Raw genomic sequence first — 12,659 nt, 5'->3', positions numbered from 1 at the left:
AATTTATCTATATTATCTTTCTGTAAGCTCCGTGGTTTGGTATATCAATTCTTTCTTCGCTGTCAATGTCAAAGAAATGTGCAAAATCAAAATCTATTGCAAGTTTGATATGTTGCCCTCTTTTAAAGTTTTCAAGGCTTATGATTTTTGCAATGATTGGCTTATCTTCTAGGTCAAAGTGTAGTAATGTTTCAGAACCAAGTAGCTCTGCAACTTTTACTTCTATATCTATTGGTGAGTATCTATCAGAAGTGTGGTCAATTTCCTTATCCAAGAATATGTTTTCTGGTCTGATACCTAGGGTGATGTTTTTACCAGCGTAGTCTGTACTCATGAGATAGTCTATGACTTCTCTTGGCGCCTTTATCAAGGTCTTACCGTGAACTAGGCCTTCATTTGTAACTTTTACATCAAAAAAGTTCATGGCAGGAGATCCCATAAAACCAGCTACGAATTTGTTTACTGGATATAAGTAAATCTCACGTGGAGAACTTACTTGTTGGATTACTCCATCTCTTAATAAGACAATCCTATCTGCCATAGTCATGGCCTCTACTTGGTCGTGGGTTACATAAATTGTTGTATTGTCCAATTGTTTGGATATATTTGATATCTCAGACCTTGTTTGAACCCTTAGTTTAGCATCAAGGTTACTTAGTGGCTCATCCATGAGGAAGACCTTTGGATTTCTAGAAATAGCACGGCCTAGGGCAACCCTTTGTCTTTGTCCACCAGATAGTTCTTTTGGAAGTCTATCAAGGTAATCTTCTAGTCCAATGACCTTGGAAGTTTTTTCTACCCTTTCGTCAATTTCCTTTTGTGGAACTTTTTGCATCTTTAGACCAAAACCCATATTTTCTGCTACTGTCATCTGTGGATATAGGGCATAGTTTTGAAATACCATGGCTATATCCCTATCCTTAGGATGGACATCATTCATAAGTTCGCCATCAAAATAAAGTTTACCAGCTGTGATATCCTCAAGTCCTGCTATCATACGAAGAAGAGTGGACTTGCCACAACCTGATGGTCCAACTAATACTATGAATTCTCCCTCATTGATAGTAAGGTTGAAGTCTTTAACAACATGAGTTCCTGGAATATAATCTTTGTAAATATGTTCTAATCGTATCTCTTTCATAGCATCCTTCCTATCCGATTGCCTCTTCTATCAAATCAGCTAGTTTTTCAATTCCTGTTTTAATAGGAGTATAGCAATCAGCTGGAATTTGTAAAATATCTCTATTGTTCTTTTCGGCTAAATCTTTTAGTTTATCGAAATGAAGTTTCATCTGTGGGCTGACTAGGTAGAGGTCATATGATCCATCCTCTATAGAATTATCAGCCTTCATCACTGTTGTGGCATCGACTTCTATATCCTTGTTATTGTCCTTAAAATAAGCACTAGTCTTATCAGCCATGAGTGATGAGCTCATTCCTGCATTGCAAATTATCAAAGCTTTTTTCAAATATTTTCACCTCCTTGGATTTTTTTATAGACTCTAATAAGTTTTTCAGCAAATTCAATGGCCATGCTTGCCATAGAAAAATGGTCTTGGGCATGGACTAAAAATATATTTATATCTGTGCCTTCTCCGCTAGCCTCCTTATTCATAAATGATGTTTGAATATTGTGGGCTTCTACGAGTTTTTCGCGAGCTTGTTTTAGTTTTTCTTCAGCAGACTTAAAATCATAGTCATCAGCTAGATTTGATGCTTCGCTTGCATAAGCTCTGGCATCTCCAGCCAAAATAATCATGCTAAAGATATCTTCATATTGTTTTTCATCTAAAGCCATAATGGCTACTCCTTTAATTATTATTTTCTTTGATTAGCTTAAGGGCAAAAGGACTGTATATCAAAGTAGCAAGACCTATAATTATTACTTGGGTAAGTATGGATTTTAGGGATAAATTCATCAAAAATCCTTGGACGAAAAATGGCAAACCTCCAACTGGCTGTATTATCGCCTTCCCTATGTATCCATATTTGAAGGCTAGACTTACGAGTATTGCCACAAGGGATGGACCTATTACAAAGGGTAGGAAAAAATCTTTGTTTTTTGTAAGTGGTATGCCAAAGACTATATTTTCGTTAATCCCTAGAAGAGCTGGTTTTATGCTCATTTGCCCAAGTTCATAGAAAGGATTCCCTTTTTTTAGTAAAAGTATAATTATAAGTCCAATAGTTAAGCCTGACCCTGATAGTAACAAGAAGTTACTTAGAAAGGTCTCTGTAAATATATGGTCAAGTTCAAGACCTCTGGACCAATTTATTATGTTTTCGTTGATATTTCTTATGGCTAGGGGAAGTATAAAAGGATCTACTATAGAATCTCCATGAACTCCCAAGTACCAATATAATTGTATAATAAAAACCAAAATCCCAAGTACTAGCGGTTGGTCAAAGATATTTAATACTGGATTTACTATGAAAAATATGGCAGATGCCAGGGACATAGCAAATATTTTTACCGATAAATATGCGAGCATTGTATGAATAAGGCCAATAATTATCAGGGCCAATACTTCTACGAGCTTTTCTTTTGCCCCAAAAGGGATTTTCTCTCCAAGAATTTGATCGAGAATATTTTCGAGTTTTCTTGCAAACTTTATATTGATAGGCACAAATATTAGGCTTAAAATTATTCCCATTGTCCCCAGCTTACTTAAGTCAAATTCACTTTTGCCAAATAGGAGGGCTATTATGGCAAGTAAATTTATTAGTAGGTATTTGTTTGCTTCAATTCCCAAAATTTTATTTATCTCGGCATTCAAATTTATGATAAAGACAATCCCTATTAGACCAACACTTATACCGGTTAAATCAACCAAGTAATTCTTAGCTACTAAGGCTAGGATGGATCCAACTACAGTAAGGGCAAGAAGGTTTTTTGCCACTCCTTTGATAGCCTGCAAGTAAGGATTCATCTCCACTTTGCCAGCAAGCTCTAGGAGTTTGCCTTCTGTCTTTGGGCTAATAATCTCCCTTTTCATTATTTTAGCTCTGGCCAGTAGCCTTCGTTTGCTATGATTAGCTCATCCAAAACTTTCTTGGCAGCATCAGCATTTGGAACTGATTGGTTTAGAGCAAAGGCTTGGAGGGCTTTGTAGTATGAATGTTCAAAGAATGCATCTACCAAGAGTTTTTCTGCTGCTACTTGGGCCTCCATAAGTCCCTTATGGAAATCTGGTATATCTTCTCTTAGGCTGATTGGCTCTGCTCCCCTAGCATTGACATAGCAAGGAACTTCTACAACTGCATCGTCTCTAAGATTTGGAATAGCCCCCTTGTTTGGAACTATTAGCATAAATCTATCATTTTTGTCATGGAGGATACTTGCAGCAATGTCTACTATATATTGGCCGTGGGAGGTCGCATCATAGTCAATCTCTTCTAGGTCTGGATTATTTCTTATAGCATTTGATACTTCTTTGATTTTTTTGTATCTACCATCCATTATTTGATTGGCACGAGTGTAGTTAATATCTGCAGCTTCCACAATCATATTTGGGAACAAGTAATATTCTAGGTAGTTATTTGGCAATCTATCAGGGAACATTTCTACAAGATGGCTGTAGGATATCCATGTCTTTGCCCAATCTGGGTCTTCTTCAGATACGTCGAATCCTTCACTAATAATCTTTTCGATTATCTCTGGCATCACATCTCTTTTAAGCTTTGTATCATAGATTTCCTTATACCAGCCAAAGTGATTGAGCCCATAATATGTTTGAATAAAGTTTTTCCTATCATAGCCAAAGGACTTGCAAATCATCTCTTCTATTCCTATTGTCATATCGCAAGCATTGATGATCTTTGCATGAGGGAATTTTCTTCTTACAGATTCTGATATGACAGATTCTGGATTAGTGTAATTTAGTATCCATGCGTCAGGAGCGTACTCTTGGATATATCCAACAAGCTCTAAGAATCCACCCATAGACCTTAAGGCATAGGCAAAACCACCTAGGCCACAAGTTTCTTGACCAACTAGACCGTATTTAAGTGGGATTTTTTCATCCTTTTCACGCATATCGATTTTACCAACTCTGATTTGGCTAAATACGAAGTCGATGCCAGTAAAGGCTTCTTTTGGATCTTCAGTTTTTATAATCTTTACATCATAGCCTCGTTTTTTGATTACAAAATCTATGATAAGGGCCATATCGTCGTTGCGAACTTGGTCGTTGTCATAAAGTCTGATTTCAGAAACGTCCAAATCATCGTGGTTTAGTATCGATAAGATTATGCCAGGTGTGTAACCACTACCTGCACCAGCTATAGCAATTTTAAGTTTGTCCATAATTATCCTTTCATAAATATTTCGCAAAATTCCAGCATATTTTTACTTTTTATAGCTTCTTCAACTAACTTTTCTTCTCCCAAAAACCTCCCCAATTTTTTATAGTATAATTTCAAGTCTTCTTCACTATTGCCAACTATCAAGGAATACATTATTTGAATTTTCTCCCCATTTTTCCACTTAATTGGCTTATCGCTTATAATAAGTACAGAAAAAGTATGGCTATCAGCTTGTTCCATCATATGGGGTATGGCAATTTTCCCTATGCCAGTCGAGTTGAGTTCTTCTCTTTTTATCAATTGATCTTTGATATAAGATGGACTGGCTCCTATCTTTTGGCTTATAGTTTTGGCCAAGAAATCCATGGCACTTTCAAAATCATCTATCTGATCTGTGCGGATGTGTATAGAGTTTTCAAAAATACTGTAAATTTCTGCTAATTCCTCCTGGTCAAAGGCCTTGTTGATGTTCATATAATCTCTTTGTTTTAAAAGTATATCAACATAGACAATTGGTATTTCTGTTTCGATATTAAGGTCAACTGAAGAAATTATGATGTCATAGCCTTCTATAGAATCATTCTTTAATCTTGTAATATCCAAGGTATCTAACTTGTTGTAGGCTCCCTTAAACTTATCTTCAATCTGAGCTCTAAGAAGTCTTGCACTGGCGTTGCCAGATCCACAAACTATCAAAATGTTCTTCTTTGGAGATGATTTATCTTCCATTGATGCTAAAAGATGGAGGGCAATATAGCCAATCTCATCTTCTTTGATTATGGTATTGTATTTGTTATTTATGACACTTATGCCAATAGTTGCCAGATGGTAGGCAAGGCCACGAGATTTGATATCATCAAGTATAGGGTTTTTCATCTCGAAACCATATTTCATACGCTCAAGCAAGGCCGCCAAGTGCTGGCTTAGGGATAGATATAGGTCAATATCTCCTCTAAAGTCATATTTGCTGACCCTATATATTTCTTCTAGCATCTCTTCGGTAAGCTCTGTTATCTCAAGGGAAATCTTTTCTATATCACCAATCCTATTTTTGCTTATAAGGTGCATGGCGATGTAGTGGATTTCATCTTGAGGAATCATTATATCTAGTCTTTGATTTAGCTCTTCTACAATCTTTTTGGCAAATTCAAATTCATCGTAGAGGATCACTTTGTTTTCTAGGGTAATGGGAAGATTTATAGTAATGCCCTGATTAATCCTAAGAATAGCAATGTATATGTGGATGATGAGGTTTTTGACCTCGACATAGGGCATATTAAATACTGGGTTGAAGTTTAGCTCTTCTACCACTTCTTCTATAGTATTTAAAATCTTCCTATCCTTGTCTATATCAAAGATATATGATTCTTCACCCATTTCATTTTTTATGGCAATTCTTATATCTTTCTCATCTCCGATGATCTTCATACCATAGTGGGGTTTGCTTGCTAGAGACAAGTTGTATTTTTCTAGTATCTTTTTTGTTTTCTTTATATCTTTGTTTACTTGAGATAGGCTTAGGTGAAATTTCTCTGCTATATCCTGTTGCCTGATGTAAGTATCCGAGAAGAGAAATAGCTTGATGATATTTTCTATCCTAAAATCTACCGAGCTATTGATTGAATGATAGTAGGCGTATCTTCGCCAATCATTTTTCAAAAACTCTGTGAATGATTTCTCATCTACAACTTTAAATTTGTAGCCCTTGCCCTTGGTCGACTTGATTTTTGCACCATTTTCTTTAATCAAACTGTTGAGATAGGCTATTTCTTTTTTGACTGTACTAGGAGAAATCTCTAGGGCCGATCCTATTTCTTCAGATGTATGATAGGAGTCATCAGCACTCAAGTAATCAAATATTTCTTTTTGTCTAGTTTCAATCATTGTTCTAATTTCTTGCTATATTCATAAATAGTATTGTAAATATTTATGACTTCATCATATAGGTCATCTCTGACCTTTTCGTCAGCTTCTTTTGTCCCCATAGAAGTAGTGATATAGGCCTTTGGGTTCATAGCTTTGACTTTTGAAATAAATTCATTTTTATAATCTTCATTCAAGTTTTCTACTAGGTAATTGATCTTGCCTACCATGGACCTTGCATATCTTAGATGTTCAAATCTTGGCGATGTGCGTGGCTGTTTCTTAGTCGAATTCTTATCTGCTGGATAGATCAAAGATGTATCTCCTGCTTCCCACCACCAATGGCTGGTATCTTCTAGAGGTTCTTTGACCCAAGCATCGAGGGCCCATCTCAAATATCCATTTGCATTTATAGAATTTGCATAAAGAATGATCCAATCACTTTCTATTGGCATAGATCTGGCAAATGAATTTGGATACATGCCTGTGCAAGTATAGATTGTCGTAAGTTTGTCCCCACGTTTGTCTATATAAGCCTTATTTTCATCGTTGATATCTACAAAACCAAAGGATATGTCATCCAGCCTATCGTATATATCTACGTATCCTTTCTTATATCCCAATTGACTGGCGATTTTTAGAGTCTTGCCGTCCTTATTTTTATGTTTGGATAAAACTTTTAGCACAGCTTCTAATATGTCTGGGCTTCTCTCGTCTACTGCTATATAGGCGATGTCAAAGTATCCCTTGGAATCCAAATGATTTATAAAAATATCCAAGAAAGAATCCCAATATTCTTCCCATTCTTTACTTCCTGGCTTAAGCCCTAAAACCAAGCCCTCGTCCTTTCTGTCATTTTCATACCAATCAGCCAAGGAAAAGGCCATAATCTGTTCATCTATTCCTTCACGAAGGGCCAAGTCTACGTAAGTATCAAAGTAGGAAAAGTCATAAGTAACTTCCCCGTCTTTGGTGATTTCTCTTACCATGGATGGATATTTGTCATAGGTCTGCTGGTACCAAGGGTCATCTACAATGGTCGTAGTAATGGAGTTGCCACCAATGGACTTATAAACTCTTAGGTGTTCTCTTAGTATATCTAGATGTTTATCTTTAAAAAGTTCCTCATCGGAAATGCCATAGTATCTAGCTACTGTAAAAGGATACTGCCAGAGATTGATGCTAAAGTCATTTTTATCCGCTTCTAGGTCTATTACTTCAACTTCTATTGGAAGACTTAGGTCCCTTCCTTTAATACTTATTTCGCCCTTATATATTCCTGGACTTGCATCTGATTTTATAAATATATAAAATCCACGCAAATTATTTTCTTCAAGGTCTGTTTTATTAGTGTAGTCCAAAATATCCGGGATATTTTCCTTTGGGAAATCTGGCAAAACTCCCCATTCATAGCCAACACCTACAGAACATAGGGTGTCCTTGGTAAATCTAATCTCTATATTTTCTTTTTTTATAATATTTGATCCACAAATCAAATCACTTACTTCAATTTCAATAGCAATAGACTTATCTGACTTGTTTAATACTACATATTGGCCCATGTAGTAGTCGTTTTTATAAAGGAATTTTTTCCTATCTTCAAAGTCAAATTCTTTATGTCTGTACTTGTAGAAGTCTCTTTTCAAATAATGCTTGCCAAAGTTTCCTTCAAAAAATAGTAAATTGTCATTTTCTATATAGTTAGTCATATTATTCTGACCTTCTTTCTACGTTAAAAATCATATTTGTAATAGATCTCTTAGCTAAAATGTTTTTGTAATAATAGTAGGTAAATTCCAAGACTATGCCCGGAAATAATATCAAAATAAGGATAAATGCAAATTTGTATAGGGCATATCCAATAATGCCTATGACTATAGTCATTAATAGGAAGTCTACAATATTTACAATAATTATTGAAACGGAATTTTTAATAAGTTCTTTTTTGGACAAATCATACTTGGTATCCAAAAATGAAGACAGTATTAGTGTGTGAATATAAATAAAATATAAAATAATACCGATGTAAAAAGCACCAGTATGAATAGGAGTGTCAATCATATAAAAATATATAAGATCGACAAAGCCAATAAAAATAAGGGCAGTCGTGCCTATAGAGCGGAGATAGGTCCTTTTAAAATTAACTTTGAAATTAGAAAGGTAAGTTTTGAAAATTCTTACTTTTTCCCTGTATGTAGCTTGGTACATCTTATCAATCACTTGGTAGGAAGTTTCCAAAGACCCTATATGGCTTAAGAAAAACAAACCAATAACAAGGCTTATAAGGTGCATGATTGATATTGCCATAAAATAATATAATCTTTCAATAAATACACTGACTTTAACTCGTCTTTTAAATCTTTGAGCAAGCACTATAAGACCACCTTTCAAAATACAGTATCTTTAGTTCTTAGTTTGCAAATTTTAGGTATTTTTCTAAATTTGATTATAATATATAAGAATAAAAAGTTCCACCTACTATTTTCTACTTGCTAAGTTTATAAGGCGGGTATAACGTTTCCACTTTATAATTTTTACCAAAATTTTACCAAAATTTTACAATTTTATAGATATTTGAAAATCTACTAATATTTTGTATATTATCTATTGAAAGATAAAAGGAGGGATTATGGCAAAAATTATTGCACTTGACATTGACGGAACGCTTCTAAATAGCCAAGGAGAGATTACAGATAGAACTAAAAAAGCTCTGGAAGATGCTCTAAAAGAAGGAAATATAGTAGTTATTGCTTCCGGCAGAGACCCAAAGGGTGTTTTTCAATATGCAAAAATGCTTAAATTAGATGAATACGACGGTTTGCTTTCAAACTACAATGGCGCTAGAATCACAAATTATGAAAGTATGGAAATTATCATAAATCATACTTTGGACCTAGATGATATGAAAGAGCTTTTAGAATTTTCTGAAGACCTTGATGATATGAATTACACCATATACTATGATGGGAAATGTTACACCAATTCTATGGATACCTACCGCTTGGAAGACACTCAAAGCAAGAACGATATGGAATTAATCTATGATCCAGACCTTAGCTATAATGTAGACTTTACGCCAAATAATGTTTTATTTGCCTGCCATCCTGACAAAATATCTGAGCCACTAAATAAAATCCATGATAAATTTTCTGACAAATTCACCCTGGTAAAGTCAACTCCATACTATTATGAAGTTATGCCAAAGGGTGTCAGTAAGGGCGAGAGTCTAAAGGAAATAGCCAAATACTACGACATTGCTATGGAAGATGTCATAGCCTTCGGTGATGAGGACAATGATTTGTCCATGATTGAAGCTGCAGGAACTGGAGTTGTCATGGCAAATGGTTCAAAATCTATGCTTGAAGCAGCTGATTATGTGACCTTATCCAATGATGAAGATGGAATAGCTGATTACTTAGAAAAATTTGTCTTAAAGAAAGAGGAAAATTAATGAATGCCATAATAGCCCAATCCGGTGGACCAACAAGCGTTATAAATTCGTCCCTTGCTGGAGCCATTTCTGCCTATATTGAAAACGGCTTTGACCACATCTACCTTTCCTTAAATGGTATAGAAGGTATTATATCTGGAAATTACAGGGAAGTTGATAAGGATAGTTTTATAAGAAATAAAATAAGCGAGAAACTCATGGCCCGCCCTTCATCAATCCTTGGGTCTTGTAGGTTCAAGCTTTCAGATGATATGGAAGATGAGAATTACAAACAAATATTTCAAACCCTAGAAGAACTTGAAATCACAAGCCTTGTTTACATAGGCGGCAACGACTCTATGGATACAGTTATGAAGCTAAATTCATACATGGACTGTAACAATATTTCTGGCATAAATGTGATTGGTTGCCCAAAGACTATAGACAACGACCTATGTCAGATGGACCATTCTCCTGGATTTGGATCTGCTGCAAAGTTCATTAACCAAAGTATCTTAACCTTAAGGACTGATGTGGATATTTACAATCTTAAGTCCGTAACCTTTGTGGAGATTATGGGAAGAAATGCTGGTTGGCTTGCAGCTTCATCTCTGCTTTCCAACCACCAAGCAGGAAAAGATGTTGTCAACCTATTGTATCTTCCTGAAGATAATAAGTCTTTAGATGAAATAATAGAAGAAATCAAAAAAGCTCTAAAAAGTGAAAATAACCTCATAGTTGCTCTTGCAGAAGGCTTCAGGGATAGGGAAAGACTTCTCGATAAGCCTATGTTTTCAAATACCGATGATGGTTTTAACCACAAAATAGTAGCAGGTGTTGGCCAAAGACTCGCCGATATCATAAGAAGTGACCTTCAAATCAAATCTCGTGCAGTAGAATTATCCATTCTTCAAAGGACAAATACCACAATAAGTAAAACCGATGCCAAAGAAGCCTACGAGCTTGGATACAAGGCAGCAAAGCTATCAAAAGACAAAACAAATCTCATTCCAATACTAATAAGGGAAGACGCTGACCAATACAAGGTCACATATACAGAAGTTAGGCCAGAAAAAATAGCAAATCTAGAAAAGAAGATTCCAGAAGAATGGATTAAGGATAAAAATACCCTTCAGGAAAAAATAGTGAACTACGCCTTGCCATTAATTGAAGGCGAAGTAAATCAAAAATACAAAAACGGATTGCCAGTTTTTGTAAGGCTCGATGATTTTATACTATAATAAAAAATGTTGCAGAACTTTCTAAGAAATGACCTCCTTTGGTTATTTTTTTGGTCTAACTTTTGGAGGTCACTTTAAATAATATTCTTCTTATTTTAAAATAATAAATGTCTTATATTTTATCTATAATTTAGGTCTGTACCGTTGTACTAAGGGGGAAAACCCAGGGGAGTTAATAAGCCCGTCCGGCTGGTTGAGGACTCTCCCCCAACCGGTTACGAAAACTCGCTTCTTCGAAGCTCTCTCGTGCTCCCGCACTATGTTTTCGGGGTAAAAGCCCAAAATTAATGGACTTTTACCTCCCCCTTAAATCCCCATTTCCGCTACCCCCTCGAAACGGCAACTGCGTGGTGCTGAAACTTGCAAGAATTTGCTATGCAAATTCTAGTGATTTGATTGAGTGAAACCATCTTATAAACTACAAAAATTGGTGTTTCCTAAATCTTGAATTTCTAAAATCGCAAACTCGCTACGCTCAAACAGTGCGATTTCTTAACGAAATTCTACGATTTGAAAACAAAGCAATTTCCCCACCGCTAAGCCTATGGATTTTATACTTGTAGGCTTAGTGGTGCAGTAAATATTATATTAACAGTCAAAACAAAAGAATTTGCGAAGCAAACTTCTACTAACCATTGCCCCACGCAGTGGCGGTGGGGTGTAAAAGATTTTGGGGGATCGGGGGAGTTAAACAACCGTTGATTTCGGTTGTTTAACCCGGAAACTAAGTGCGGATGCACGAATTAGCTTTTTAAAAGCGAGTTTCCGTAGGAAAAAGGGGTCTGTCCGAGATCGGCCGGACTGGCAATCGCTACCCCTAATTCCTATCCCTCGAGGTGCAACGGTACATCCTAATACTATAAAAGAATAAAAGATATTTATTCACTTCTAATACTAAAGAAACATCTTTTTTTAATTATTCCTATATTTTCTAATATCTACATTCAAAACCAAAAATCCTAAAATTACTAATACCAAGCCAAAAAATAAATTCTTTGTAAAAGATTCGCCAAGAATTATTACTGAAAGTACCGATCCAAATATTGGGATAAATAGCTTGTACATACCCATTTCATTAGCAGAGTGATATTTAAGGACTGTATTCCAAATCACATATGCCGTTGCCGAAATAAAGGCTCCGTATACTAATAAGAAAGCTGCTCTGGGGGGTAAAGTCCAAGCCTTGAGGATAGAGAATTTTACCTATGATAATTAGGGGTATTGATCCAATTATAAATTGAGATGCTGTAACCAAGAACTCATTTTGATTCTTACCATTTTTCCTGACATAAACCGAAGAAAGGGCATTGAAAAATGTCGATAAGAGGATTAGTCCCTCACCCATAGGATTAAATTTGTACTCATCCCTCTTATTCCACCATTTACAACTATTATCCCTAAAGTACCAAGAACTATGGCAAAAATAGTTTTGGGGTGAACTTTTTCACTGGGCAAAATCACCAAAGAAATCAAAACCACCATAAAGGCGTTAGTTGATTGGATTATTGCCGCCTTGACCCCAGCTGTGTTGGATAGGGCAATATAATATATGAGGTATTGTACAAAGGTCTGGGTTAAGGAAAGAGTTAAAATATACTTATAGCTTATCTATTTTTTCTTTATTAAAAGCCTTCAAATAAACAAAGCCCAATACTCCAGCCAGGAAAAATCTAATTCCTGCAATGAAGATTTGAGCTCCAGTATCTGCTCTACCAACTCCAAGTTCAAAGTAGGTTGTCTTTATTGTAGGAATAGCCGACCCCCACAAAAGCATGGCTATGAGAGTTGCTGTTATCGCGATTTTCTTATTTTTTAACATT

At 35.6% G+C, this 12,659-nt stretch carries 13 protein-coding genes; 2 read left to right on the top strand and 11 right to left on the bottom strand.

Going from position 1 to position 12,659, the window contains the following annotated elements; genetic code table 11:
* Positions 1-7 precede the first annotated feature (7 nt).
* The 8 genes from BN38_RS02050 to BN38_RS02015 are packed head-to-tail and all read right to left on the bottom strand — an operon-like array spanning position 8 to position 8,541.
* Complete coding sequence (locus BN38_RS02050) at positions 8-1,141, bottom strand: ABC transporter ATP-binding protein (protein ID WP_044565254.1); 1,134 nt, start codon at positions 1,139-1,141, stop codon at positions 8-10.
* A gap of 10 nt (positions 1,142-1,151) precedes the next feature.
* Entirely contained in the window at positions 1,152-1,469 is a 318-nt protein-coding gene (locus BN38_RS02045; RefSeq protein WP_044565253.1) for a PTS cellobiose transporter subunit IIB, read from the bottom strand.
* The gene (locus BN38_RS02040) at positions 1,466-1,798 is read right to left on the bottom strand and encodes a PTS lactose/cellobiose transporter subunit IIA (RefSeq protein ID WP_044565252.1); all 333 of its coding nucleotides are present in this window, start codon (positions 1,796-1,798) and stop codon (positions 1,466-1,468) included. The genes BN38_RS02045 and BN38_RS02040 overlap by 4 nt, the downstream gene beginning before the upstream one ends.
* Positions 1,799-1,811: 13 nt before the next feature.
* On the bottom strand, positions 1,812-2,996 hold the full coding sequence (locus BN38_RS02035; RefSeq protein ID WP_044565251.1) for a PTS transporter subunit EIIC: 1,185 nt from the start codon (positions 2,994-2,996) through the stop codon (positions 1,812-1,814).
* Positions 2,996-4,306: a family 4 glycosyl hydrolase gene (locus BN38_RS02030; protein WP_044565250.1), complete on the bottom strand. Its 1,311-nt coding sequence runs from the start codon at positions 4,304-4,306 to the stop codon at positions 2,996-2,998. Before BN38_RS02030 ends, BN38_RS02035 begins: the two co-directional genes overlap by 1 nt.
* Before the next feature lie 2 nt (positions 4,307-4,308).
* The gene (locus BN38_RS02025) at positions 4,309-6,189 is read right to left on the bottom strand and encodes a BglG family transcription antiterminator (RefSeq protein ID WP_044565249.1); all 1,881 of its coding nucleotides are present in this window, start codon (positions 6,187-6,189) and stop codon (positions 4,309-4,311) included.
* On the bottom strand, positions 6,186-7,877 hold the full coding sequence (locus BN38_RS02020; protein WP_044565248.1) for a DUF4091 domain-containing protein: 1,692 nt from the start codon (positions 7,875-7,877) through the stop codon (positions 6,186-6,188). Before BN38_RS02020 ends, BN38_RS02025 begins: the two co-directional genes overlap by 4 nt.
* Before the next feature lies 1 nt (position 7,878).
* On the bottom strand, positions 7,879-8,541 hold the full coding sequence (locus BN38_RS02015; RefSeq protein WP_044565247.1) for a hypothetical protein: 663 nt from the start codon (positions 8,539-8,541) through the stop codon (positions 7,879-7,881).
* A 256-nt stretch (positions 8,542-8,797) separates the two neighbouring features.
* Here BN38_RS02015 and BN38_RS02010 point away from each other — a divergent pair, with 256 nt between their 5' ends.
* Complete coding sequence (locus BN38_RS02010; protein WP_044565246.1) at positions 8,798-9,619, top strand: Cof-type HAD-IIB family hydrolase; 822 nt, start codon at positions 8,798-8,800, stop codon at positions 9,617-9,619.
* Complete coding sequence (locus BN38_RS02005) at positions 9,619-10,839, top strand: diphosphate--fructose-6-phosphate 1-phosphotransferase (RefSeq protein WP_044565244.1); 1,221 nt, start codon at positions 9,619-9,621, stop codon at positions 10,837-10,839. Before BN38_RS02010 ends, BN38_RS02005 begins: the two co-directional genes overlap by 1 nt.
* Before the next feature lie 912 nt (positions 10,840-11,751).
* Here BN38_RS02005 and BN38_RS11295 read toward each other — a convergent pair.
* The 3 genes from BN38_RS11295 to BN38_RS11285 form a co-directional block, all read right to left on the bottom strand.
* Positions 11,752-11,970 (bottom strand): EamA family transporter, encoded by a 219-nt coding sequence (locus tag BN38_RS11295; RefSeq protein WP_456059067.1) that lies wholly within the window; start codon positions 11,968-11,970, stop codon positions 11,752-11,754.
* Positions 11,971-12,168: 198 nt separating this feature from the next.
* Positions 12,169-12,381, bottom strand: a complete 213-nt coding sequence (locus BN38_RS11290) for a hypothetical protein (RefSeq protein ID WP_230197713.1) — start codon at positions 12,379-12,381, stop codon at positions 12,169-12,171.
* A 55-nt stretch (positions 12,382-12,436) separates the two neighbouring features.
* The gene (locus BN38_RS11285) at positions 12,437-12,658 is read right to left on the bottom strand and encodes a hypothetical protein (protein WP_230197707.1); all 222 of its coding nucleotides are present in this window, start codon (positions 12,656-12,658) and stop codon (positions 12,437-12,439) included.
* Position 12,659: the final 1 nt, after the last annotated feature.

The sequence above is a fragment of the Anaerococcus provencensis genome (assembly GCF_000312365.2).
In the GTDB taxonomy this organism is placed as follows: domain Bacteria; phylum Bacillota; class Clostridia; order Tissierellales; family Peptoniphilaceae; genus Anaerococcus; species Anaerococcus provencensis.
Note: the sequence above shows the minus strand (reverse complement) of the source record. Positions and strands in the feature narration are given on the sequence as shown.